The organism is Delftia sp. UME58, assembly GCF_014170385.1.
Taxonomy (GTDB): Bacteria; Pseudomonadota; Gammaproteobacteria; order Burkholderiales; family Burkholderiaceae_C; genus Comamonas; species Comamonas acidovorans.
In genome coordinates, this window is sequence record NZ_LZZV01000055.1 from 26,604 (window position 1) to 49,890 (window position 23,287).

General features: G+C 65.9%; 22 protein-coding genes. 7 read left to right on the plus strand and 15 right to left on the minus strand.

What is annotated here, in order from left to right:
• The first annotated feature begins 26 nt into the window (after nt 1-26).
• The 7 genes from miaA to A9976_RS15690 all read left to right on the plus strand — a co-directional run bounded on the left by miaA (nt 27) and on the right by A9976_RS15690 (nt 7,152).
• Nucleotides 27-1,016 carry a tRNA (adenosine(37)-N6)-dimethylallyltransferase MiaA gene (gene miaA / locus A9976_RS15660; RefSeq protein WP_183019778.1) on the plus strand — a complete coding sequence of 330 codons (990 nt, stop codon included), beginning with the start codon at nt 27-29 and terminating at the stop codon, nt 1,014-1,016.
• 16 nt (nt 1,017-1,032) lie between these two features.
• Nucleotides 1,033-1,734 (plus strand): ABC transporter ATP-binding protein, encoded by a 702-nt coding sequence (locus A9976_RS15665; RefSeq protein ID WP_183019779.1) that lies wholly within the window; start codon nt 1,033-1,035, stop codon nt 1,732-1,734.
• A 19-nt stretch (nt 1,735-1,753) separates the two neighbouring features.
• Nucleotides 1,754-4,321 carry an FtsX-like permease family protein gene (locus tag A9976_RS15670; protein ID WP_183019780.1) on the plus strand — a complete coding sequence of 856 codons (2,568 nt, stop codon included), beginning with the start codon at nt 1,754-1,756 and terminating at the stop codon, nt 4,319-4,321.
• A 16-nt stretch (nt 4,322-4,337) separates the two neighbouring features.
• Nucleotides 4,338-5,405: a PLP-dependent cysteine synthase family protein gene (locus A9976_RS15675; protein ID WP_183019781.1), complete on the plus strand. Its 1,068-nt coding sequence runs from the start codon at nt 4,338-4,340 to the stop codon at nt 5,403-5,405.
• Between the two features lie 3 nt (nt 5,406-5,408).
• Entirely contained in the window at nt 5,409-6,521 is a 1,113-nt protein-coding gene (locus tag A9976_RS15680; RefSeq protein WP_183019782.1) for a lipocalin-like domain-containing protein, read from the plus strand.
• 71 nt (nt 6,522-6,592) lie between these two features.
• The gene (locus A9976_RS15685) at nt 6,593-6,826 is read left to right on the plus strand and encodes a type II toxin-antitoxin system ParD family antitoxin (RefSeq protein WP_183019783.1); all 234 of its coding nucleotides are present in this window, start codon (nt 6,593-6,595) and stop codon (nt 6,824-6,826) included.
• On the plus strand, nt 6,823-7,152 hold the full coding sequence (locus A9976_RS15690) for a type II toxin-antitoxin system RelE/ParE family toxin (protein WP_183019784.1): 330 nt from the start codon (nt 6,823-6,825) through the stop codon (nt 7,150-7,152). Before A9976_RS15685 ends, A9976_RS15690 begins: the two co-directional genes overlap by 4 nt.
• 72 nt (nt 7,153-7,224) lie before the next feature.
• Here the strand turns inward: A9976_RS15690 and A9976_RS15695 are convergent, their stop codons facing one another.
• From A9976_RS15695 to nuoG, 15 genes are all read right to left on the minus strand, one after another.
• The gene (locus A9976_RS15695) at nt 7,225-8,223 is read right to left on the minus strand and encodes a branched-chain amino acid ABC transporter permease (protein WP_012206959.1); all 999 of its coding nucleotides are present in this window, start codon (nt 8,221-8,223) and stop codon (nt 7,225-7,227) included.
• A 27-nt stretch (nt 8,224-8,250) separates the two neighbouring features.
• On the minus strand, nt 8,251-9,135 hold the full coding sequence (locus tag A9976_RS15700; protein WP_012206960.1) for a branched-chain amino acid ABC transporter permease: 885 nt from the start codon (nt 9,133-9,135) through the stop codon (nt 8,251-8,253).
• Nucleotides 9,136-9,192: 57 nt separating this feature from the next.
• Nucleotides 9,193-10,389, minus strand: a complete 1,197-nt coding sequence (locus A9976_RS15705; RefSeq protein WP_183019785.1) for an ABC transporter substrate-binding protein — start codon at nt 10,387-10,389, stop codon at nt 9,193-9,195.
• 100 nt (nt 10,390-10,489) lie between these two features.
• A complete protein-coding gene (locus A9976_RS15710; protein ID WP_012206962.1) occupies nt 10,490-11,200 on the minus strand; it encodes an ABC transporter ATP-binding protein in 711 nt (236 codons plus the stop codon).
• 1 nt (nt 11,201) lies between these two features.
• A complete protein-coding gene (locus A9976_RS15715; protein WP_012206963.1) occupies nt 11,202-11,972 on the minus strand; it encodes an ABC transporter ATP-binding protein in 771 nt (256 codons plus the stop codon).
• Nucleotides 11,973-12,585: 613 nt separating this feature from the next.
• Entirely contained in the window at nt 12,586-13,080 is a 495-nt protein-coding gene (locus A9976_RS15720) for a DUF1178 family protein (RefSeq protein WP_183019786.1), read from the minus strand.
• A gap of 38 nt (nt 13,081-13,118) precedes the next feature.
• Nucleotides 13,119-13,424: a DUF2818 family protein gene (locus A9976_RS15725; protein ID WP_183019787.1), complete on the minus strand. Its 306-nt coding sequence runs from the start codon at nt 13,422-13,424 to the stop codon at nt 13,119-13,121.
• Between the two features lie 55 nt (nt 13,425-13,479).
• The gene (gene nuoN, locus A9976_RS15730) at nt 13,480-14,973 is read right to left on the minus strand and encodes an NADH-quinone oxidoreductase subunit NuoN (protein WP_183019788.1); all 1,494 of its coding nucleotides are present in this window, start codon (nt 14,971-14,973) and stop codon (nt 13,480-13,482) included.
• Between the two features lie 24 nt (nt 14,974-14,997).
• Complete coding sequence (locus tag A9976_RS15735; RefSeq protein WP_183019789.1) at nt 14,998-16,473, minus strand: NADH-quinone oxidoreductase subunit M; 1,476 nt, start codon at nt 16,471-16,473, stop codon at nt 14,998-15,000.
• A gap of 16 nt (nt 16,474-16,489) precedes the next feature.
• Complete coding sequence (gene nuoL / locus A9976_RS15740) at nt 16,490-18,505, minus strand: NADH-quinone oxidoreductase subunit L (protein WP_043795795.1); 2,016 nt, start codon at nt 18,503-18,505, stop codon at nt 16,490-16,492.
• A 53-nt stretch (nt 18,506-18,558) separates the two neighbouring features.
• Nucleotides 18,559-18,867, minus strand: a complete 309-nt coding sequence (nuoK, locus tag A9976_RS15745) for an NADH-quinone oxidoreductase subunit NuoK (RefSeq protein WP_012206969.1) — start codon at nt 18,865-18,867, stop codon at nt 18,559-18,561.
• On the minus strand, nt 18,864-19,532 hold the full coding sequence (locus tag A9976_RS15750; protein WP_012206970.1) for an NADH-quinone oxidoreductase subunit J: 669 nt from the start codon (nt 19,530-19,532) through the stop codon (nt 18,864-18,866). Before A9976_RS15750 ends, nuoK begins: the two co-directional genes overlap by 4 nt.
• A 34-nt stretch (nt 19,533-19,566) precedes the next feature.
• A complete protein-coding gene (nuoI, locus tag A9976_RS15755; RefSeq protein WP_012206971.1) occupies nt 19,567-20,076 on the minus strand; it encodes an NADH-quinone oxidoreductase subunit NuoI in 510 nt (169 codons plus the stop codon).
• A gap of 11 nt (nt 20,077-20,087) precedes the next feature.
• Nucleotides 20,088-21,164 carry an NADH-quinone oxidoreductase subunit NuoH gene (gene nuoH, locus A9976_RS15760; RefSeq protein WP_013801064.1) on the minus strand — a complete coding sequence of 359 codons (1,077 nt, stop codon included), beginning with the start codon at nt 21,162-21,164 and terminating at the stop codon, nt 20,088-20,090.
• On the minus strand, nt 21,161-23,284 hold the full coding sequence (nuoG, locus tag A9976_RS15765) for an NADH-quinone oxidoreductase subunit NuoG (RefSeq protein WP_183019790.1): 2,124 nt from the start codon (nt 23,282-23,284) through the stop codon (nt 21,161-21,163). Before nuoG ends, nuoH begins: the two co-directional genes overlap by 4 nt.
• Nucleotides 23,285-23,287: the final 3 nt, after the last annotated feature.

The following is a 23,287-nucleotide window of genomic DNA, read 5'->3' on the forward strand; positions in this document are numbered from 1 at the left end:
CACTTTCCTGCGTTCCCGTTTCTCGAATGTCCACCGCTTCCCCGCTCCCCTGCCTGGCCATCGCCGGCCCCACCGCTTCCGGCAAGACCGCTGCCGCCCTGGCCCTTGCCCGGCTGCTGGCCGACCGTGGCCAGGCGGCAGAAATCATCAGCGTGGACTCGGCCCTGGTCTATCGCGGCATGGACATCGGCACGGCCAAGCCCACGCCCGAAGAACTGGCAGCCTGCCCCCATCACCTGATCGATATCCGCGACCCGCTGCAGGCCTACAGCGCGGCCGAGTTCGTGCAGGACACGCAGCGCCTGGTGGCCGAGATTCGCGCGCGCGGCGCCCTGCCGCTGCTGGTGGGCGGCACCATGCTGTATTTCAAGGCCCTGCAGGATGGCATTGACGACATGCCGGCCGCCGACCCCGCCGTGCGCGAGCGGCTGGACGCCCAGGCCGCGCAGATCGGCTGGCCCGCCATGCATGCGCTGCTGGCCCAGGTCGATCCCGCCACGGCCGCACGCCTGGCGCCGGCCGACAGCCAGCGCATACAGCGCGCGCTGGAGGTCTGGCATGTGTCGGGCAAGCCGCTGTCCAGCTTTCATACGCGCAGTGGCAAGAATGCCGAACCGGGACTGATCAGCCCCGGCGGCTTCTTCTCGCTGGAGCCGCAGGACCGCGCCTGGCTGCATGCACGCATCGCCCAGCGCTTCGACGCCATGCTGGACGCCGGCTTCATCGACGAAGTGCAGCAGCTGCGCGCGCGCGGCGACCTGCACCTGGACCTGCCCTCCATCCGCTGCGTGGGCTACCGCCAGGCCTGGGAATCGCTGGACGGCCTGTACCCCATGGACTCGCTGCGCGAACGCGGCATTGCCGCCACGCGCCAGCTGGCCAAGCGCCAGATCACCTGGCTGCGCAGCATGCCCGCCCGCCATGCCATTGCCTGCGATGCGCCCGATGCCCAGCAGCAACTGCTGCAGGCAGCGATGGCCGTGGTGGCTGCAGCAAACCAGGCCCGCAACGGCTGAACAGGAAACCGCCTTCATGACTGCCGTGCCCCGGGAAAACATGCCGCTGCTTCAGGTCCAGGGCCTGGCGCGGCGCTACCGCAACGACGGCGGCACGGAAACCGCCGTCTTCGAGAACGTGGACTGCAGCGTGGCGCGCGGCGAGTTCGTGGCCATCGTGGGTGACTCGGGCGTGGGCAAGTCCACCTTTCTCAACTGCCTGGCCGGGCTCGATGAATGGCAGCAGGGCCGCGTGCTGCACCAAGGCCAGGACCTGTCGGCCCTGGATGAAACCGGCCGCGCGCTGTGGCGGCGCAGCCATGTGGGCTTCGTGTTCCAGGCCTTCCATGTGCTGCCGCACCTGGATGTCTGGCACAACGTGGCCCTGCCGCTGATGCTGCTGCAGCGGCTGGATGCCGCAGGCCGCCTGCGCGTGCAGCAGTTGCTGCAGGCCGTGGGACTGCAGGGGCTGGAGCAGCGCCTGCCCTGGCAGCTCAGCGGCGGCCAGCTGCAGCGCGTGGCGATTGCACGCGCCCTGGTCCATGGCCCGGCCCTGCTGCTCGCCGACGAGCCCACCGGCAACCTGGACCCCGGCACGGCCGCGCAGGTCATGGAGCTGCTGCTGCAGCAGACACGCGAGCACCAGGCCGCCCTGGTGCTGGTCACGCACTCCATCGAGGCCGCGCGCCGTGCAGACCGGGTGCTGCGCCTGACCGCACAGGGCATGCAGCCCGCCTAGCGCCAGAGATCTTCCGCCCATGTTCGCCCTGCTTCGCACCTTTTCCTGGCAGGAGCTGCGCCAGCACCCCTGGCGCACGGCCACCGCCTTGGTGGCCATCATGCTGGGCGTGGCCCTGGGCTTTGCCGTGCATGTGATCAACCAGTCCGCGCTGGATGAGTTCTCGCGCGCCGTGCGCACGGTCAGCGGCCAGCCGGACCTGGAGCTGCGGGCCATGCAGGGCGGCCTGCCCGAAGCGCTGTATGGGCGTGTTGCCCAGCAGCCCCAGGTCAGCTTGGCCGCACCCTGGATCGAAGCCACGGCACTGGCCGGTACCGCCACGCCGGTGCAGTTGCACGTGCTGGGCGGCGATGCGCTGCGGCTGGCGCCCGTGGCGCCTGCGCTCATGCCTCGGCTGTTCGATGGCGGCGGGCGGCTGGACCTGTTCGCGCCCGATGCGGTCTTCCTCAATGCAACGGCACTCGAAGCCCTGGGCCTGACGCCGGAGCAGGCGCGGCACACGCCCCTGCCATGGCAACTGGGCGGGCGCGCGCAGACCCTGCGCATCGCGGGCACGGTGGCCGCATCCGGCCCGCCGCTGGCCGTGATGGACATAGGCGCGCTGCAGGACAGCCTGCAGCGCTGGGGCCAGGTGGACCGCATCGATGTGCTGCTGGCCGAAGGCGCCACGCGCGAGTCCCTGCTGGCCGAGCTGCGCCGCCTGCCCGACTGGCCCGTCCAGGCCCTGGCCAGCCGCCCCGGCGACGACCAGCAGCGAATTGCCGAGATGTCGCGCGCCTACCGCGTCAACCTCACGGTGCTGGCCCTGGTGGCGCTGTTCACGGGGGCCTTCCTGGTGTTCTCGGTGCTGGCGCTCAGCGTGGCCCAGCGCGCGCCGCAGTTCGCCCTGCTGGCCGTGCTGGGACTGACGCCGCGCCAGCGCCTGGGCCTGGTGCTGCTGGAGTCGCTGCTGCTGGGCATTGTGGGCAGCGCGGCCGGCATCGCCCTGGGCGCGGGACTGGCCTGGCTGGCCCTGCACCTGCTGGGCGGCGACCTGGGTGGCGGCTACTTTGCCGGCGTGCAGCCCGCGCTGCAGTGGAGCGCCAGCGCCGCGCTGACCTTTGGCCTGCTGGGCGTGGCCGCCACGGTGGCTGGCGGCTGGTGGCCGGCGCGCCAAGCCATGGAGTTGCCCCCCGCCGCCACGCTCAAGGGCCAGGGCGCCGGCTCTGAGCGCGCAGCGCGCGGCCTGCCGGCCCTGCTGCTGATGGCAGCCAGCGTGGCGCTGGCCTTTGTTCCCCCCGTGGCCGGCATCCCCCTCGCCGCCTATGCCGCCGTGGCCCTGCTGCTGCTGGGCGGCATGGCCGCCCTGCCCTGGTTGCTGGGCCAGTTGCTGCGCCTGGTGCCGCAATCGCTGCTGCGCCAGCCGCTGGCCCTGCTGCCCGTGGAGCGCGCGCGGCGCATGCGCCGCAGCACCACCGTGGCCGTGGGCGGCGTGGTGGCCAGCCTGAGCCTGGCCGTGGCGCTGACCGTGATGGTGGCCAGCTTCAGGGACAGCATGATCGCCTGGCTGGACGCCGTGCTGCCCGCCCCGCTGTACCTGCGCACGGCCGGCAGCGCAGGCCGCGCCGATGCCGCCCGGTTGCCTGCCGACCTGGCCACACGCATTGCCGCCCTGCCTGGCGTGCAGCGCGCCCAGCCCATGCGCAGCACCAGCCTGTGGCTCAGTCCGGACCGCCCCGCCGTCAGCCTGCTGCTGCGACCGCTGCATGGCCCCCAGGGCCAGCAGCTGCCGTGGATACAAGGCCCCGTGCAAGCGCCCGCTGGCAGCACGCCCGTCTATGTCAGTGAAGCGGTGGCCCAACTCTATGGCGTGCGGCCGGGCCAGGAGTGGCCGCTGCTGGCCCAGGCCCTGCCGTCGGAAGATTCCCGCGTGTTTGTGGCCGGCATCTGGCGTGACTACGTGCGCCAGTTCGGCGCCATCGCCATGGACTGGGATGACTACCACCAGCTTGCACATGACAGAGCCACCACCGCGGGCCCCACCGAAATCGCCATCTGGCCGGTGGTTGATGACGCCGCCACGGCGCAGCAACTGCAGGCGCGCATCCAGTCCCTGATGGACGGGCCCGGTGGCGCCCAGGCACTGGAGTTCGCCAGCAGCGGCGCGCTGCGCGAGCGCTCCATGCGCATCTTCGACCGCAGCTTTGCCGTGACCTACTGGCTGCAGGCCGTGGCCATCGGCATCGGCCTGTTCGGCATTGCAGCCAGCTTCAGCGCCCAGGTTCTGGCGCGGCGCAAGGAATTCGGCCTGCTCGCCCACCTGGGCCTGACGCGGCGCGACATCCTGGCCGTGGTGGCCGGCGAAGGCATGGCCTGGACCACGGCGGGCGCCATCGCCGGCAGCCTGCTGGGCCTGGGCGTGGCCGTGATCCTGGTGCATGTGGTGAATCCGCAAAGCTTTCACTGGACCATGGAGCTGTCCCTGCCGTGGCCCCGCCTTTTTGCGCTGGCTGCCAGCGTGATCGCGGCAGGCACGCTGACGGCCTGGCTGGCCGGGCGTGCGGCTGCAGGCCGCGAAGCGGTACTGGCCGTCAAGGAGGATTGGTAAGAGGCAGCCTGCGACAATGGCCGCCATGCCGCACACCACCTCTTCCTGGCTGCATGAGGCCATCAACCGCATCGAGGCCGATTACCAGCGCAGTGCCGACACGCACCTGATCCCGTTGCCCCTGCCCGGCTTTGCCGGCCTGGGGATCGACCTCTACCTCAAGGACGAATCCACCCACCCCACGGGCAGCCTCAAGCACCGGCTGGCGCGCTCGCTGTTTCTCTATGCGCTGTGCAATGGCTGGGTGCACGAGGGCTCGACCATCGTCGAGGCATCGAGCGGCTCCACGGCCGTGAGCGAGGCGTATTTCGCGCGCCTGCTGGGCCTGCCTTTCGTGGCCGTGATGCCGCGCAGCACCTCGGCCGAGAAGATTGCGCTGATCGAGTTCTACGGCGGCCGCTGCCATCTGGTGGACAGCGCAGGCCAGGTCTACGACGAGGCACGCGCCGTGGCCGCGCAGACCGACGGCCACTACATGGACCAGTTCACCTATGCCGAGCGCGCCACCGACTGGCGCGGCAACAACAACATCGCGGAGAGCATGTTCACCCAGATGCGGCGCGAGCGCCATGCCGTGCCGCGCTGGATCGTGGTGGGCGCGGGCACGGGCGGCACCAGTGCCACCATTGGCCGCTACGTGCGTTTCCAGCGCCATGCCACGGGCATCTGCGTGGCCGATCCCGAGGGCTCGGTGTTCGCCGCCTACCACCGCACGGGCGATGCCGCCCTCACCGCGCCGGGCTCGCGCATCGAAGGCATAGGCCGCCCGCGCGTGGAGCCCAGCTTTGTGCGCACCTTGGTGGACCGCATGGAGGAGGTGGCGGACTGCGATTCCCTGGCCGCCATGCGCAGCCTGTCCGCGCTGCTGGGCCGACGCGTGGGGCCGTCCACGGGCACCAACTACGTGGCCATGCTCAGGCTGGCCAGCGAGATGCGCCAGCGCGGCGAGCAGGGCTCCATCCTCTCGCTGCTGTGCGATGCGGGCGAACGCTACCTGCCCACCTACCATGATGCGGACTGGGTGATGCAGCGCATCGGCGACTGCGGGCCGGCCCAGGCGCGCATCGCGCAGTTGCAAGGCTGATCCATGATGCCCCTGCCCCGCCGCCATCTGCTGGGACTGGCTGCCGGCCTGGGCCTGGGGGCCGCGGGCCTGCCCGCCCAGGCACTGCCGCAGCGCACGCTGGTCTTCCCGCGCGACCATGGCAGCCACCCCGGGCTGCGCACCGAGTGGTGGTACATCACCGGCCAGGCACGCGCGGCGGGCCGGCCCTGGGGTTTCCAGATCACCTTCTTCCGCTCGCGCGTGCCGGCCACGCAGGAGCTGCGCTCCGCCTTTGCGGCGCGCCAGTTGCTGTTTGCCCATGCGGCGCTGTGCGATGTGCAGGGCGCCCGCCTGCACCACGACCAGCGCATCGCGCGCGCAGGCTTCGGCATTGCCCAGGCCAGCGAGACCGATGCCGGCGTGCGACTGCAGGACTGGTCGCTGCAGCGCACCGATGAAGGCCCTGCCGAACGCTACACCACCCGCGTACGCAGCACCGCATTCGCACTGGACCTGCGCTTCGAGACCCGCGAGCACCCGCTGCTGCAGGGCCGCGCCGGCCTCTCGCGCAAGGGGCCGGAGCCCGAGCAGGCCAGCTACTACTACAGCCGCCCGCAACTGCAGGTGAGCGGCATGCTGGAGCTGGCAGGCCAGCGCATGGAGATCGAGGCCGCGCGCGAGCCCGGCGACAACCGCGCCTGGCTGGACCATGAATGGAGCCAGGCCCTGATGCACCCCGAGGCCGTGGGCTGGGACTGGATAGGCATGAACCTGTTCGACGGCGGCGCGCTCACGGCCTTTCGCGTGCGACGGGCGGATGGCAGCGCATTGTGGGCCGGTGGCTCGCTGCGCGGTGTGGATGGCACGCTGCAGGTCTTCACCCACGATGCAGTGCAGTTCACGCCGCTGCGCCACTGGAGCAGCCCTGCCAGCGGAGCGCGCTACCCCGTGCAATGGCAGGTGGACACACCGGCAGGCCGTTTTTCGGTGACCGCCCTGGTCGATGACCAGGAGCTGGACAGCAGCGCCTCCACCGGCGCCATCTACTGGGAAGGCCTGTGCAGCCTGCAAAGGCCGACCGGCCCGGGCCAGGAGGCACGAGCCGGTCAGGGATATCTGGAGATGACGGGCTACGCCCGGCCGCTGCAGCTATGAGAACCTGCTCGTGATCGCTTTGGCGGAATGGGAATCTTGCCAAATTTTGCCAAGGAACCCACACTTGCGACATGAGCACCATGAACATTTCCCTGCCTGACACCCTCAAGTCCTTTGTGGATGAGCAGGTTCGCCAGCGTGGCTACGGCACAAGCAGCGAGTATGTCCGCGAGCTGATCCGCAGGGATCAGGAGCGCCTGCAACTGCGCAACCTGATGCTGGCCGGAGCGGGCTCGGCGCCAGCTGCCGTGGTGGATGCGGGCTATTTCGATGGACTGCGTGAGCGGGCGAAGGCCAGCAGGTGAAGGCCAAGGCCATCGTCCCCCACGAGCAGGCCAACCGGGACGTCGAAGAGATACTTGCCTGGTACCTGGACGAGGAGGCAGCACACGCAGCCCTGGGCTTCATCGACGCGCTGGAGAAGGCCTACGCACACATAGGCCGCCACCCCGCCACAGGCTCGCTGCGCTATGCCCATGAACTCCATCTGCCGGGCCTGTGCGCCTGGCCGCTGACGCGCTACCCGTACATGGTGTTCTATGTGGAGCACGCCCATCACGTCGATGTATGGCGTGTGCTGCACGGCCAGCGGGACCTGCCGGCATGGATGCAGGAACCCGACAACGGATAAGGGCAGGCCAACAGGATCAGATGCGGTCCTGGTGGCCTGCCCTTCCCTGCGCTCGGTGCGGTCTTCAGGATCTCAAGGAGTACGCTTTTTCTGCAGCCAGGCGATCAGCTCGCCCATGATGCCCTTGCGGAACAGCAGCACGCAGACCACGAAGATCAGGCCGGTGACGATGGTCACCGACTCGCCCAGCGTGGAGAACCACTCCACGCCCGTGAGGCGCTGCAGGAAGCTGCCGAACTCGCCGATCTTGTTCTCCAGCATGACCACCACGGCCGAGCCCAGGATGGGGCCGGACAGCGTGCCCAGGCCGCCCATCAGCGTCATCAGGATCACATGGCCGGAGGTGGTCCAGTGCACATCCGACAGCGTGGCAAAGCCCAGCACCACGGTCTTGAGCGAGCCGGCCAGGCCCGTGAGCGCGGCCGAGATCACGAAGGCCAGCAGCTTGAAGCGCGCCACGTCGTAGCCCAGCGAGGTTGCACGCGGCTCGTTCTCCTTGATGGCCTTGAGCACCTGGCCGAAGGGCGAGTGGATGGTGCGCACGATCAGCAGGAAGGCCAGGACCACGATGACCAGCGTGACGTAGTACATGGTCAGGTCGCTGGTCAGGTCGATGAGGCCGAACAGCTTGCCGCGCGGCACGCCCTGCAGTCCGTCCTCGCCGCCCGTGAAGGGCGCCTGCAGGCACACGAAGAACAGCATCTGGGCCAGCGCCAGCGTGATCATCGAGAAATAAATGCCCTGGCGCCGGATGGCCAGCCAGCCGAAGATCAGCCCCAGCAGCGCGCCCCCGGCCGTGCCGGCCAGCATGGCCAGCTCGGGCGTGAAGCCCCAGCCCTTGATGGCGTAGCCCGTCACATAGGCCGCGCCGCCCAGGAAGGCCGCGTGGCCGAAGGACAGCAGGCCCGTGTAGCCCAGCAGCAGGTTGAAGGCCGAGGCGAACAGTGCGAAGCACATGAGCTTCATCACGAACACCGGGTAGGCGCCCAGCATGGGCGCCGCCAGCAGGCCCAGCAGCAGCAGGCCATAGCCCCAGGGGGCGATGCGTTGAACGAGAGTCTTGGATTTCATGTGGTCGGCCCCTTGTCCTCGTTCTTGTTATTTCTCTTTGCCGAACAGGCCGGCGGGGCGGATGAGCAAAACGATGACCATGATGAAGAACACCACGGTGGACGACGCCTCGGGCCAGAAGACCTTGGTCAGGCCCTCGATCACGCCCAGGCCCAGGCCGGTGAGGATGGAGCCCATGATGGAGCCCATGCCGCCGATCACCACCACGGCGAAGACCACGATGATGAGGTTCTGCCCCATCAGCGGCGTGACCTGGTAGACGGGCGCCGCCAGCACGCCGGCAAACGCCGCCAGGGCCGCGCCGAAGGCATAGGTCAGCGTGATCATCACGGGCACGTTGACGCCGAAGGCCTCGACCAGCCGCGGGTTCTCGGTGCCCGCCCGCAGGTAGGCGCCGATGCGCGTCTTCTCGATCATGAACCAGGTGGCCACGCAGACCACGATGGAGGCCAGCACCACCCAGGCGCGGTAGTTGGGCAGGATCATGAAGCCCAGGTTGGTCGCGCCCTCCAGCAGCTCGGGCGTGTCGTAGCCCAGGCCCGAGACGCCGTAGACCGAGCGGAACAGGCCCTCGATCAGCAGCGACAGGCCCAGGGTCAGCAGCAGGCCGTAGAGGTGGTCGAGCTTGTAGATCCAGCGCAACAGGAAGCGCTCTATCAGCACCCCCAGCAGGCCCACCAGCAACGGCGACAGCACCAGCATCACCCAGTAGTTGATGTTGAAGTAGCTCATGGCCATCCAGGTGACCATGGCGCCCAGCATGAACAACGCGCCGTGGGCGAAGTTGATCACGTTGAGCAGGCCGAAGATCACCGCCAGCCCCAGGCTGAGGATGGCGTAGAACGAGCCGTTGACCAGCCCCAGAAGGAGCTGGCTCATCAGGCCTGGCAGGGAAACACCAAAGATTTCCATGGGATACAGCTGTCGTGGTTGGCCGGGTGGCGGTTGGGGGTCAGTGGCGGCGCAGCGTTACTTCCACAGCGCGCACTTGGTCTCGGCCTTGGTCGTCCAGACCTGGTCGGCGGGCAGCGTGGCCACGACCTTCAGGTAGTCCCAGGGCCTCTTGGACTCGGCGGGCTTCTTGACCTCGACCAGGTACATGTCGTGGGCGAAGGTGCCATCGGGACGGATCACGCCCTTGCCGTAGAAGTCGTCGATGGGCGTGCTCTTGAGATAGGCCATGACCTTGTCGGCATCGGTGGACTTCACGGCCTGCACGGCCTTGAGGTAGCTGGTCACGGCCGAGTAGTCGGCAGCCTGGATCGAGGTGGGCATGCGCTTGGTCTTGGCGAAGAAGCGCTCGCCGAACTTGCGCGCCGCATCGTTCTGGTCCCAGTACCAGCTGGTGGTGAACTGCATGCCTTCGGTGTTCTTCAGGCCCAGGCTGTGGATGTCGGTCAGGAACACCAGCAGGCCCACGGTCTTCATGCTCTTGTTGATGCCGAATTCCTTGGCCGCCTTGATCGAATTGATGGTGTCACCGCCGGCATTGGCCAGGCCCAGGATCTGGGCCTTGGAGGCCTGCGCCTGCAGCAGGAAGGACGAGAAGTCCGAGGCATTGAGCGGATGCTTCACGCCGCCCACCACCTTGCCGCCCTTGGCCTTGATGACGGCCGTGGTGTCGTTCTCCAGCGCGTGGCCGAAGGCGTAGTCGGCCGTCAGGAAGAACCAGTCCTTGCCGCCGCGCTCGACCACGGCCGTACCCGTGCCCTTGGCCAGGGCCACGGTGTCATAGGCGTAGTGCACGGTGTAGGGATTGCACTGCTCGTTGGTCAGTGCCGAGGAACCCGCGCCGCTGTTGAAGTGCACGCGCTTTTTCTCATTGGCCACCTGCGAGACCGCCAGGGCCGTGCCGGAATTGGTGCCGCTGAACACCAGCGAGATGCCTTGCGTGTCCACCCACTCGCGCACCTTGGAGGCGGCGATGTCGGCCTTGTTCTGGTGGTCGGCGCTCAGCAGCTCGATGGGCTGGCCCAGCACCTTGCCGCCGAAGTCATCGATGGCCATCTGCATGGCGGTGACGGCGTTCTTGCCTTCCACGTCCGCATACAGGCTGGACATGTCGGTCACGAAGCCGATCTTCACCTTCTCCTGTGCCATGGCAAGCGGGCTGGCCAGGCCGGCAGCGGCCAGCATGCACGACAGTGCGGTCAGTTTTGCTTTCATTGGTGTCTCCTTCGCGTTGATGTCTTGGGTTTTTTGTCACAGGGCCATGGCAGGAATGCAGCCGGCGAGCCCCAGGCGCCAGCCACGATGGATATCCGGGTCAGACTCCGAGCAGTTCGTTGAGCACGGGCATCTTGGCCTGCAGCTCGGACGCGCCGAAACGCTCGACCACATGGCCGTGCTCGACCACGTAGAAGCGGTCGGCCAGCGGCGCCGCGAAGTGGAAGTTCTGCTCCACCATGACCACGGTATAGCCCTTGGTGCGCAGCATGGTGATCATGCGGGCCAGCGCCTGCACGATGACGGGGGCCAGGCCTTCCGAGATTTCGTCGAGCAGCAGCAGCCGCGCGCCCGTGCGCAGGATGCGCGCCACCGCCAGCATCTGCTGCTCGCCGCCCGACAGGCGCGTGCCCTGGCTGTGGCGGCGCTCGGCCAGGTTGGGGAACATGGCGTAGATCTCGTCCACGCTCATGCCCGGCTGGCCGGTCTTGAGCGGCGGCGGCAGCATCAGGTTCTCCTCGCACGAGAGGCTGGAGAAGATGCCGCGCTCTTCAGGGCAGTAGCCCACGCCCAGGTGGGCAATGCGGTGCGTGGGCAGGTGGATGGCTTCCACGCCGTTGATCCGGATGGAGCCCTTGCGCGCGCCCGTCAGACCCATGATGGCGCGCAGCGTGGACGTGCGGCCCGCGCCGTTGCGCCCCAGCAGCGTGACCACCTCGCCGGGCTGGACCACCAGGTCCATGCCGTGCAGCACATGGGATTCGCCGTACCAGGCCTGCAGGCCCTTGATTTCCAATGCCGGTGCAGTCATCTCAATGCGCTCCCTGCAGTTGGCCGTCGGTCGTGCCCATGTACGCTTCCATCACCTGCGGGTTGCGTGAAACCTCTTCATAGGGGCCTTCCGCCAGCACGGCGCCGCGCTGCAGCACCGTGATGCGGTCGGCAATGGTGGAGATCACCTTCATGTTGTGCTCCACCATGAGAATCGTCCGGCCGGCCGAGACCTTCTTGATCAGCTGGGTCACGCGGTCCACGTCCTCGTGGCCCATGCCCTGCGTGGGTTCGTCCAGCAGCATCAGCTCGGGCTCCATGGCCAGCGTGGTGGCGATCTCCAGCGCGCGCTTGCGGCCATAGGGCAGGTTGACCGTGACCTCGTCGGCCAGATCCTGCAGGCCCACTTCGGCCAGCAACTGCATGGCGCGGTCATCGAGCTGCGACAGGCTCTTCTCGCTGCGCCAGAAATGGAACTCCGTGCCCAGCTTGCGCTGCAGGCCGATGCGCACGTTCTCCAGCAGCGTGCAATGCGGGAACACGGCCGAGATCTGGAAGGACCGGATCACGCCACGGCGCGCAATCTGCGCAGGAGCCTCCCGCGTGATGTCCTCGCCATTGAAACGGATGGTGCCGGAGGTGGGCTCCAGGAACTTGGTCAGCAGGTTGAAGCAGGTGGTCTTGCCTGCGCCATTGGGGCCGATCAAGGCATGGATGGAGCCACGGCGCACCGAAAGGTCCACCTTGCTCACCGCCGTAAATCCCTTGAACTCTTTGGTCAGGTTCCGGGTTTCGAGAATAACGTCGCTCATGTGCGCTTCGCCTGCTCCGTTGATGCTGCCAGCCCCCAACGCGTCGCCAGAGGCTCTGGCGGGCGTTGTGCAGGGTCGGACGCATCGTAGGCTTGCCGACGTTGTGCACCGCAGCGGGAAAACGCCTACGTAAGTGCTCCTAAGCACAGGCCCTGCCCCGCACTGCAGCATGGCGCATCAAGACTGGCTGTCACAGAAAACGAAAGCAAACACTCACACTTAAAATAATCAAGCACACGCGGGGCTGTAAGGTGCCGCGGCGGCAGGCAGGGCCTAGGGTTCTCCACCATCTCGGCCCGGCGAGGCCCCCAGGGAAGGACAGAGCGCTTCCAAAGCGATAGCAAACTACCCTTTTTGCGACTTACAGGGCAGCGGCCAATGTCCGCAGTCTTACGGGAAACACCCAGGTCGGCAATCTCCCTGTGGCCTGCTCAGTCACTATGCGAAAAGCCGCGGATATGCTTGAGTTTGTCGCTTCATCAATTAACGGGCGACAAAGTTGGCCGGAATGCTACTTAATAAATAGCAACAAATAAAGGTGTGGCTTGGAAATTGCCGATGCATTGCAATCAGTGCAATTGTCGTCGCCAAGACAGCATGTGCCAGTCGCCGCTTACTGCAGTGTTTCCTTGCTGCCTTCCGGCAAGGCCAATGGAAGGACGGCAATGCCTTCATCCAGCAATTGCATGGCCTGCTCGGGGCTGGCCTTGCCGCGGATGGCGCGCTCGTCGGTCTCGCCGTAGTGCATGCGGCGCGCTTCATCGGCGAAGCGCTCGCCCACGTCCTCGGTCTGCTGCGCCACCTGGCGCGACCATTTCAGCCAGGCGGCCTGCATGGCCTGCAGCTGCTCGCGCGCCTCGGGCGGCATGGACGGTGAAGGCATGGCGGCTGCAGCAGGCTCGGCGGCCGGTGCGGCAGCCGGGGGCAAGGCCGCAGGCTTGGCACCAAGATTGATGCGGGGGGCGCTCAGGCGCTTGGTGATGTCGCTGTGCCCACAGACAGGGCACAGCACCAGCTTGCGCTGCAGCTGGCCCTGGAAATCATCCTCCGAGGCGAACCAGCCCTCGAACAGATGGCCGTGCGGGCAATGCAGGTCGAGCACTTTCATCACGCACCCCCACCCATGAGACAACCGGCACCGCAGCCTCAGCCGCGGCGGTGAATCAGGAAACGATAAACGAAACCGGGGAAGGCCAGCGTCAGGAACAATGCTCCCGTGACGGCATAGAACTCCCAGCCCTGGGGCGCGATCTGCCCCACGCGGCGCTCCAGCAGCAGCGCCACGCCGCCGACGATGAAGTACAGCAGCACCATCTCCAGCAGGCACAGGGCCAGCGGCTTGCGCTGGGCGCGCAGCGGCCCCAGCTGCAGCCAGCGGGCGTTGAAGAAAGGCAAATTGGCTGCCACAAGGGCAGCCAATATCACGAGCCAGATCGAAGCGGTTTGCGACAAGCCGATGTCCTCACCGCGGAGCCCTGCGTGCAGAGCCCCGCATCGGGAAAGTGGATCAGGAAGCCAGGGCGCGCACGACGGCGTCGGCGCACAGGGCCATCAGGCCACCCGGCAGAAGGCCCAGCCCCAGCACCAGGGCGCCGTTGAGGGTCAGCACAACGCGCACGTCCAGCGACGCGGAAACGCTGGTGGCGGTGATGGGTTCGTCAAAGTACATGACCTTGACGACGCGCAGGTAGTAGAAGGCGCCGATCAGCGACATGACCACGGCAAACACGGCCAGCGCGATGTACAGGCTGTGGCCCGATGCCACGAGCGCCTGCAGCACCGACAGCTTGGCGTAGAAGCCCACCAGGGGGGGGATACCGGCCATGGAGAACAGGCAGATCGCCATCACGCCGGCATACAGCGGGCTGCGCTGGTTGAGGCCGGCAAAGTCGGCGACCTCTTCGCTCTCGAAGCCTTCGCGGGCCAGCAGCTGGATCACGCCGAAGGCGGCCAGCGTGGTCAGCACGTAGGTCACCACGTAGAACATGGCCGAGCTGTAGGCGTTCTCGATGGTGGCCGGATCGACCTTGCCATCCACCACACCCGACATCAGGCCCAGCAGCACGAAGCCCATCTGCGAGATGGTCGAGTAGGCCAGCATGCGCTTGAGGTTGGTCTGCTGCAGGCCGGCCAGGTTGCCGATCAGCAGCGAGGCGATGGCAAGCACCGCCAGCATCTGCTGCCAGTCGATGGCCAGCGGCAGCAGGCCGTCCACCAGCAGGCGGATGACGATGGCGAAGGCGGCCAGCTTGGGCGCGCCGCCGATCATGGTGGTGATGGCCGTGGGAGCGCCCTGGTAGACGTCGGGAACCCACATGTGGAAGGGAACCACGCCCAGCTTGAAGGCCAGGCCGGAGACCACGAAGACCAGGCCGAACACCAGCACCTGGTGCTTGATCTCGCCCGAGTTGATGGCCTTGAAGACCTGGCCGATGTCCAGCGAGCCGGTCGCGCCGTAGAGCATGGACATGCCGTACAGCAGGAAGCCGCTGGCCATGGCGCCGAGCACGAAGTACTTCATCGCGGCCTCGACCGAAGCCGTGTGGTCGCGGCGCAGTGCCACCAGCGCGTAGCTGGACAGCGTCAGCAGCTCCAGGCCCAGGTAGATGACCAGGAAGTTGTTGCCCGAGATCATGATGAACATGCCCAGCAGCGCGAGCATGGCCAGCGTGAACAGCTCGCCGCCGCGCAGCATGTCGCGGTCGGCGGCGTAGGGACGGCCGTAGACCAGGGTGACCATCATGGCCACGGTGGCGAAGCACTTGAGCCAGTTGCCCATGGCGTCGGAGACCACCATGTTGCCCCAGCCATAGAAGGTGTTGCCGCTGGAGGCGTACATGCCTTGCAGCACGGCCACCACGCCCAGCGTCAGCAGCGTCAGAACATAGGTGCCCGTGCGGCGCGGGCTTTTGACGCCCAGGTCCACCAGGGCGATCACGCAGGCCATGACCAGGAGAAGGATCTCCGGATAGATGGCCAGCCAGCTGATGTTGTCAATCATCTCGATTCTCTCGTTTCAGTCTGGTCACTGCAGCTTGCTCATGGCCACATGCTTGAGCAGCTCGGCCACGGACACATCCATCACGTCAGTGAAGGGCTTGGGATACAGACCCATGTACAGCACGGCGATGGCCAGCAGACCCAGCACCAGGAACTCGCGGTTGCCGATGTCGGTCAGGCCGCGCACATTGTCGTTGGTGACCGGACCCAGGTAGACGCGCTTGTACATCCACAGGGTGTAGGCGGCGCCGAAGATCAGCGCCGTGGCAGCGCCCAGGCCGATCCAGAAGTTGTACTGGACTGCACCCAGGATCACCATCCACTCGCCCACGAAGCCGGCCGTTGCGGGCAGGCCGCAGTTGGCCATGGCGAACAGCAGTGCGAAGGCCGCGAACTTGGGCATGGTGTTGACCACGCCGCCGTAGGAGGCGATTTCACGCGAGTGCACGCGGTCGTAGAGCACGCCGATGCACAGGAACATGGCGCCCGACACGAAGCCGTGGGCAATCATCTGCACGATGCCGCCGGCAATGCCCAGCGGGTTGAAGATGAAGAAGCCCAGGGTCACGAAGCCCATGTGGGCCACGGAAGAGTAGGCCACCAGCTTCTTCATGTCCTTTTGCACCAGCGCGACCACGCCCACGTAGATCACGGCGATCAGCGACAGCGCGATGACCAGCCAGGCCCACTTGTGCGATGCATCAGGGGCGATGGGCATGGAAAAGCGCAGGAAACCGTAGGCACCGAGCTTCAGCATGATGGCGGCCAGCACGGCGGAGCCGCCGGTGGGCGCTTCCACGTGCACGTCGGGCAGCCAGGTGTGCACCGGCCACATCGGCACCTTCACGGCGAAGGCCGCGAAGAAGGCGAAGAAGATCAGCGTCTGGGCCGTCATGGACAGCGGCAGCTTGTGCCAGTCGAGGATCTCGAAGCTGCCACCGGACTGGGTGTACAGATAGATCAGCGCGACCAGGGTCAGCAGCGAACCCATCAGCGTGTACAGGAAGAACTTGAAGGCCGCGTAGATGCGGTTGGGGCCGCCCCAGATACCGATGATCAGGTACATCGGAATCAGCGTGGCTTCGAAGAACACGTAGAACAGCAGGCCGTCCAGCGCGCTGAACACGCCGACCATCAGGCCGGACAGGATCAGGAACGCGCCCATGTACTGGTTCACGCGCTCGGTGATGTTTTCCCACGACGCGATCACGACGATCACGGTGATGAAGGCCGTCAGCGGCACGAACCAGAACGAGATGCCATCCACGCCCAGGTGGTAGTAGATGTTGAAGCGCTCGATCCACAGCGCCTTCTCCACGAACTGCATCGCAGCCGTGCTGTTGTCGAACTGCTGGATCAGCGGCAGCGTGACCGCCAGGCCGGCCAGGGCGCCGACCAGGGCCAGCCAGCGCACTGCCTTGACCTGGTCCTCGCGGCCCAGGGCCAGCAGGAGGGCGCCGAATGCGATCGGCACCCAGATTGAAAGACTCAACCAATGCATTTTTGTTCTTCCTCTACTACTTGTTGAGCCACACGAAATACGTCATGAGAGCGAACACGCCCAGCAGCATGACCAACGCGTAGTGATAGAGATAGCCCGACTGCAGCTTGCGCACCCACTGGCCGATGCGGCCGATGAGCTTCCACGAACCGTTGACGATGGCGCCATCGATGATGGCCTGGTCGCCGACCTTCCAGAAGAAGCTGCCGAAGGCGCGAGCACCCCGGGCGAAGATGTTTTCGTAGACCCAGTCCACGCCGTACTTGCCTTCCAGTGCCTGGTAGACACCGATCTTCTGCATGGCCGACTTGATGGCCGCAGGGACTTCGGGCTTGACCATGTAGAACAGGTAGGAGACGACGACGCCTGCCAGTGCCAGCCAGAACGGCGCGGCCGTGAAGCCGTGCAGTGCCATGGGCACCCAGCCGTGGATCTTCTCGGCCAGTTCGGCCATGGCACCGTGCTTTGCGCCATCGACGTGGATCACGCCCTTGAAGAAGTCACCGAACAGCATGGGCATCAGCGCGATGGCACCGATCACCACCGAGGGGATGGCCAGCAGCATCAGCGGGCCGGTCACGACCAGGGGCGACTCGTGCGGCTTGGCATCGTGGCCATGGCCGTGGTGGTCGTCATGGGCATGATGGTCATCGTGGTGCGCGTCCGGGTTCTGGTCGTAGCGCTCCTTGCCGTGGAAGACGATGAAGTACAGGCGGAAGGAGTAGAAGGCCGTGATGAACACGCCGGCCAGCACCGCGAAGTTCGCGAAGCCTGCGCCCGGCAGGTTCGTGGCGTGCACGGCTTCGATGATGGCGTCCTTCGAGTAGAAGCCCGAGAAGAACGGCGTACCGATCAGAGCCAGGTTGCCCAGCAGGAAGGTGATCCAGGTGATGGGCATGTACTTGCGCACGCCGCCCATCCAGCGGATGTCCTGGTTGTGGTGCATGCCCATGATCACCGAGCCGGCGCCAAGGAACAGCAGGGCCTTGAAGAAGGCGTGGGTCATCAGGTGGAACACGGCCACCGAGTAGGCGGAGGCGCCCAGGGCCACGGTCATGTAGCCCAGCTGCGACAGCGTGGAGTACGCGATCACGCGCTTGATGTCGTTCTGGATGATGCCCAGCACGCCCATGAACAGCGCCGTGATGGAGCCGATCACCAGGATGAAGCTCAGTGCCGTGTCCGACAGCTCGTACAGCGGCGACATGCGCGAGACCATGAAGATGCCGGCCGTCACCATGGTGGCGGCGTGGATCAGTGCCGAGATGGGGGTCGGGCCTTCCATCGAATCGGGCAGCCAGGCGTGCAGCGGGAACTGTGCCGACTTGCCCATGGCGCCGATGAACAGGCAGATGGCCGTCACCGTCACCAGCAGCCAGCCGGTGCCCGGCAGCAGGGTGTTCTGGATCTCGGGCAGCTTGGCGAAGATTTCGCCGTAGTTCATGGTGCCGGTGTAGGCGGCGATCAGGCCGATGCCCAGGATGAAGCCGAAGTCACCCACACGGTTGACCAGGAAGGCCTTCATGTTGGCGAAGATGGCCGTGGGCTTGTTGTAGTAGAAGCCGATCAGCAGGTAGGACACCAGGCCCACGGCTTCCCAGCCGAAGAACAGCTGCAGCAGGTTGTTGCTCATGACGAGCATCAACATGGAGAAGGTGAACAGCGAGATGTAGGAGAAGAAACGGTTGTAGCCGTCATCTTCCTGCATGTAGCCGATGGTGTAGATGTGCACCATCAGCGACACGAAGGTCACCACGCACATCATCATGGCCGTGATGCTGTCGATCAGGAAACCGACCTCCATCTTCAGGCCGCCGATTTCCATCCAGGTGTAGATGGACTGGTCGAAGCGCGCGCCGTCGAAGATCACGCTGTTGAACGTGATGGCCGACAGGATGAAGGCGATCAGCACGCCCGCGATGGTGAGGGTATGGCTGCCGCCGCGACCGATCTTGTTGCCGCCGAAGGCCGTGCCCCAGATGCCCGCGAGCACGGAGCCCGCCAACGGTGCCAGCGGCACCGCCAGGAGCATGGATGCAGAGAGTGTTTGACTCATTCTTAAGAACCTTGCAAGTTACGGCGGACTCAACCCTTGAGGGAGTTGAGATCTTCCGCATTGATGCTGGTCTTGTTGCGGAACAGAAGCACCAGGATCGCCAGACCGATGGCCGACTCGGCGGCTGCCACTGTCAGGATGAAGAACACGAACACCTGGCCGTGCATGTCACCCAGATAGCTGGAGAACGCCACGAAGTTGGTGTTGACGGCCAGGAGCATCAGCTCGATGGCCATCAGCAGCACGATCAGGTTCTTGCGGTTCAGAAAAATGCCAACGACGGAGAGCGCGAACAGCATGGCGCCCAGCGTCAGATAATGGCCCAAAGTCAACGTCATGCTTTTGTCTCCACGGCGGGGGTTGCCTCGGCGGCCGGTGCCTGCGGCGCCTGGGTGACCGGCACCTTGACCAGCTCGAGGCGATCCTTTGCGCGCACGCGGATCTGCTGGGCCGGGTTCACTGCCTTGCTGTCCTTGCGCTTGCGCAGGGTCAGGGCGATGGCGGCAATCATGGCCACCAGCAGGATCACGGCAGCGATCTCGACGGGGTACAGGTATTCGGTGTACAGCAGCTTGCCCAGGGCCTGGGTGTTGGAGTACTGCACGGTCTGGCCGGCAGCGTTGACCGTGGCCGCAATGGCCTTGGGCTCCTCGACGCCGCTGAAGCCGCCCATCAGCACCATGCCCATTTCAAAGGCGATCAGGGCGCCGATCAGGGCAGCGAAGGGGAAATGCTTCCAGAACCCCTGGCGCACGGCGTCGATGCGGATGTCCAGCATCATCACCACGAACAGGAACAGCACCATCACGGCGCCCAGGTAGACCAGCACCAGGGTCACGCCCAGGAACTCGGCCTTGAGCAGGAGCCAGATGCCGGCAGCCTGCGAGAAGGCCAGGATCAGGTTGAGCACGGCATGCACGGGGTTGCGCGCCGTGACGACCCGGAAGGCTGCAAACAACAGCACGACCGAGAACAGATAGAAGAAACCAGTTTTGGCGTCCATGGATCGAATCTTTTCAAGTGATCAAGGAGCCGCTTCAGCGGTACTTGGCGTCCGCAGCCTTGGCCGCGGCAATCTCGGGTTCGTAGCGATCGCCAACGGCCAGCAGCATGTCCTTGGTGAAGTACAGGTCGCCGCGCTTTTCTCCGTGGTATTCGAAGATATGCGTCTCGACGATCGAGTCCACCGGGCAGCTTTCCTCGCAGAAGCCGCAGAAGATGCACTTGGTCAGGTCGATGTCGTAGCGCGTGGTGCGGCGCGAGCCGTCGTCACGCACATCGGACTCGATGGTGATGGCCATGGCCGGGCACACCGCCTCGCACAGCTTGCAGGCAATGCAGCGCTCTTCGCCGTTGTCATAACGGCGCAGGGCGTGCAGTCCGCGAAAACGCGGCGACAGGGGTGTCTTTTCCTCGGGGAACTGCACCGTGACCTTGCGGCGGAAGGTGTAGCGGCCAGTCAGGGCCATGCCCTTGGCCAGTTCCCAGAGCATGAAGCTCTTGAGGAAATCTTTGATCGAAAATGGGGTAGCAGCAACCGCAGACATTCTTGCTCCGCTCAGTTCCAGATGTTCCAAGGCGAGTGCATCCAGCCACCCACGACGACCAGCCACACCAGGGTGACGGGAATGAAGATCTTCCAGCCCAGACGCATGATCTGGTCATAGCGAAAGCGCGGGAAGGTGGCACGGATCCAGATGAACATGGACACGACCAGGAAAGTCTTCGCCGCCAGCCAGATCCATCCGGGGATGAACGACAGGAAGTCGAACGGAGGCAGCCAGCCGCCCAGGAACATCACCACGGCCAGGATGGACACCAGCCACATGCTGGCGTATTCGGCCAGGAAGAAGATGGCAAAGCCCATGCCCGAGTACTCGACCATGTGGCCGGCCACGATTTCGGCTTCGCCCTCGACCACGTCGAAGGGGTGGCGGTTGGTCTCGGCCACGGCCGAGATCAGGTAGACCACGAAGATCGGCAGCAGCGGCAGCCAGTTCCACGACAGGACGCTGACACCCATGCTGGCGAATTGGCCCTGGCCCTGGCTCAGCACGATCTGCGTCAGATTCATGCTGCCCGTGACCATGATCACCACCAGGAAGCAGAAGCCCAGCGCGATTTCATAGCTGACCATCTGCGCCGAGGCGCGCAGCGCGCCCAGGAAGGCGTACTTGGAGTTGGAGGCCCAGCCCGCAATGATCACGCCATAGACTTCGATGGACGTGATGGCCATGATCAGCAGCAGGCCGGCGTTGACGTTGGCCAGGGCCACGTCGGGACCGAAGGGGATCGCCACCCATGCCGCCAGGGCAGGCATGATGGCCATCACCGGGCCCACGTAGAACAGGCCCTTGGCAGCAGCCGTGGGCTGGATCAGTTCCTTGGTCAGCAGCTTCAGGCCGTCGGCCAGGGGCTGCAGCAGGCCGAAGGGACCCACGCGGTTGGGACCCATGCGAACCTGCATGAAGCCCAGCAGCTTGCGCTCCCACAGCGTCAGGTAGGCCACGGCGCCCATCAGCGGGGCGACGATGGCGACGATGCCCAGCAGGATCCAGAGCACGGGCCAGGCCACGTCGGTCCACCAGGGGGCGGCGATCAGGCCGGCACCGGCCGTCTTGAGTGCGTCAATCATGCGGCGCCTCCCTCACGAGCCTGACGTGCATCTGCCGTCAGTTGCAGCGATGTCGCGCGGCGCACGATGCTGTCGAGCTGATAAATGCTGGCCACCACGGGCGCGGCATGGCCGGCACCGTTGGCGATGGAATTCACGGCAGGCGCACCGTTGCCCAGCAGGTTGGCCGGCACGCCGGTGGCACCGGCGGTGGCGGCTGCGAGCACGTCCTGCGACGTCTCGTAGTCCACGCCCTGCACGCCCAGCAGGTTGGCCAGCACGCGCAGCACCTTCCAGCCCGGACGGGCTTCGGCCAGCGGCTTGACCACGGCGTGGAAGCTTTGCAGGCGGCCTTCGGCGTTGACGAAGCTGCCCGAGGTTTCCGTGAACGGGGCGATGGGCAGCAGCACGTCGCTGAATTCCATGTTGGCCTTGAAGGGGCTCAGGGTCACGACCATCTCGGCCTTGCCCAGTGCCTCTGCGGCGCGGGCGCCGGCAGCGGAGTCGAACACGGGCTCGTTGTTCAGCAGCAGCACGGCCTTGAGGCCGCCTGCCAGCATCTGGCCTGCATTCAGGCCCGAGGCGGCAGGCTGTGCGCCCACCCATTGCGCGCCCACCGTGTTGGCGGCTTCGGTCAGGTAGCCGACCGAGGCGCCGGTCTGCTCGGCAATCCAGTTGGCCAGCGACAGCAGGGTCGATGCCTGTGCGTGGTGCGCAGCGGCATTGCCCAGCAAGATGGCCTTGCGCTCGCCGCGCAGCAGCGCGGCAGCGATGGCCTGGGCCTCGGCATGCACGTCGGCGGCGGCCACGGGAGCGGCAACGCCCTTTTCCTGCGCCACGGCGGCGGCCACATCGGCCAGCGCCTGGGCCCAGTCCGGGGCAGCCACGATGGACGCCGTCACCGGCATGGCCCAGTCGTAGACACGCTCATTGATGGCGAGCACGGCGCAGCCCTGCTTGGCAGCCTGGCGGATGCGCTGCGCGAACAGCGGATGGTCCTTGCGCAGGTTCGAGCCCAGCACCAGGACGCCTTGCAGCTTGGACAGCGACGCGATGGGCGTGCCCAGCCACTGCACGCCCTGGGCGGCGGTGAACTCGGCATTGCGCAGGCGATGGTCGATGTTCTCGCTGCCCAGGCCGCGCACCAGCTTGCCGGCCAGGTACAGCTCTTCCAGCGTGCTGTGCGGGCTCACCAGCGAACCGATGGCGGAGGCGCCATGGTCGTTCTTGATCTGGCGCAGGCCGTTGGCCACGTATTCGAGGGCGGTCTGCCAATCGACCTCCTTCCACTCGCCGCCTTGCTTGAGCATGGGACGGGTCAGGCGTTCGTCGCTGTTCAGGGCTTCGTAGGAGAAGCGATCGCGGTCGGCGATCCAGCACTCGTTGACCTCTTCGTTCTCGAAGGGCACGACGCGCAGAACCTTGTGGTTCTTGACCTGGACGATGAGGTTGGCACCCGTGGAATCATGGGGCGAGACCGACTTGCGGCGCGACAGCTCCCAGGTGCGGGCGCTGTAGCGGAAGGGCTTGCTGGTCAACGCGCCCACGGGGCAGATGTCGATCATGTTGCCCGACAGCTCGGAGTCCACCGTATCGCCCACCACCGTGGTGATCTCGGAGTGCTCGCCGCGGTTGATCATGCCCAGCTCCATCACGCCGGACACTTCCTGTCCGAAGCGCACGCAGCGGGTGCAGTGGATGCAACGGCTCATCTCCTGCATGGAGATCAGCGGGCCCACGTCCTTGTGGAAGACCACGCGCTTTTCTTCCTCGTAGCGCGAGGCGGAGCTTCCGTAGCCCACGGCCAGATCCTGCAGCTGGCATTCGCCGCCCTGGTCGCAGATCGGGCAGTCCAGCGGGTGATTGATGAGCAGGAACTCCATCACCGATTGCTGTGCCTTGATCGCCTTCTCGCTCTTGGTGCGCACGATCATGCCCTGCGTCACGGGCGTGGCGCAGGCGGGCATGGGCTTGGGGGCTTTTTCCACATCCACCAGGCACATGCGGCAGTTGGCGGCGATAGAAAGTTTCTTGTGATAGCAGAAATGCGGGATGTAGGTGCCTGCCTTCTCGGCTGCATGCATGACCATGCAGCCTTCGGCGACCTCCACCTTTTTTCCGTCCAGTTCAATTTCAACCATATG

Bases quoted from the DNA above. Each gene is read 5' to 3' on its own strand.
- A9976_RS15715 (WP_012206963.1), bottom strand. From the start codon at position 11,972: ATGAGCGACGTTATTCTCGAAACCCGGAACCTGACCAAAGAGTTCAAG.
- A9976_RS15735 (WP_183019789.1), bottom strand. From the start codon at position 16,473: ATGCATTGGTTGAGTCTTTCAATCTGGGTGCCGATCGCATTCGGCGCC.
- nuoG (WP_183019790.1), bottom strand. From the start codon at position 23,284: ATGGTTGAAATTGAACTGGACGGAAAAAAGGTGGAGGTCGCCGAAGGC.
- miaA (WP_183019778.1), top strand. From the start codon at position 27: ATGTCCACCGCTTCCCCGCTCCCCTGCCTGGCCATCGCCGGCCCCACC.
- A9976_RS15675 (WP_183019781.1), top strand. From the start codon at position 4,338: ATGGCCGCCATGCCGCACACCACCTCTTCCTGGCTGCATGAGGCCATC.
- A9976_RS15705 (WP_183019785.1), bottom strand. From the start codon at position 10,389: ATGAAAGCAAAACTGACCGCACTGTCGTGCATGCTGGCCGCTGCCGGC.
- A9976_RS15750 (WP_012206970.1), bottom strand. From the start codon at position 19,532: ATGGACGCCAAAACTGGTTTCTTCTATCTGTTCTCGGTCGTGCTGTTG.
- A9976_RS15695 (WP_012206959.1), bottom strand. From the start codon at position 8,223: ATGAAATCCAAGACTCTCGTTCAACGCATCGCCCCCTGGGGCTATGGC.
- A9976_RS15700 (WP_012206960.1), bottom strand. From the start codon at position 9,135: ATGGAAATCTTTGGTGTTTCCCTGCCAGGCCTGATGAGCCAGCTCCTT.
- nuoK (WP_012206969.1), bottom strand. From the start codon at position 18,867: ATGACGTTGACTTTGGGCCATTATCTGACGCTGGGCGCCATGCTGTTC.
- A9976_RS15685 (WP_183019783.1), top strand. From the start codon at position 6,593: ATGAGCACCATGAACATTTCCCTGCCTGACACCCTCAAGTCCTTTGTG.
- A9976_RS15720 (WP_183019786.1), bottom strand. From the start codon at position 13,080: ATGAAAGTGCTCGACCTGCATTGCCCGCACGGCCATCTGTTCGAGGGC.
- nuoL (WP_043795795.1), bottom strand. From the start codon at position 18,505: ATGCTCCTGGCGGTGCCGCTGGCACCGTTGGCGGGCTCCGTGCTCGCG.
- nuoN (WP_183019788.1), bottom strand. From the start codon at position 14,973: ATGATTGACAACATCAGCTGGCTGGCCATCTATCCGGAGATCCTTCTC.
- A9976_RS15665 (WP_183019779.1), top strand. From the start codon at position 1,033: ATGACTGCCGTGCCCCGGGAAAACATGCCGCTGCTTCAGGTCCAGGGC.
- A9976_RS15710 (WP_012206962.1), bottom strand. From the start codon at position 11,200: ATGACTGCACCGGCATTGGAAATCAAGGGCCTGCAGGCCTGGTACGGC.
- A9976_RS15680 (WP_183019782.1), top strand. From the start codon at position 5,409: ATGATGCCCCTGCCCCGCCGCCATCTGCTGGGACTGGCTGCCGGCCTG.
- nuoI (WP_012206971.1), bottom strand. From the start codon at position 20,076: ATGTCTGCGGTTGCTGCTACCCCATTTTCGATCAAAGATTTCCTCAAG.
- A9976_RS15670 (WP_183019780.1), top strand. From the start codon at position 1,754: ATGTTCGCCCTGCTTCGCACCTTTTCCTGGCAGGAGCTGCGCCAGCAC.
- nuoH (WP_013801064.1), bottom strand. From the start codon at position 21,164: ATGATTGACGCACTCAAGACGGCCGGTGCCGGCCTGATCGCCGCCCCC.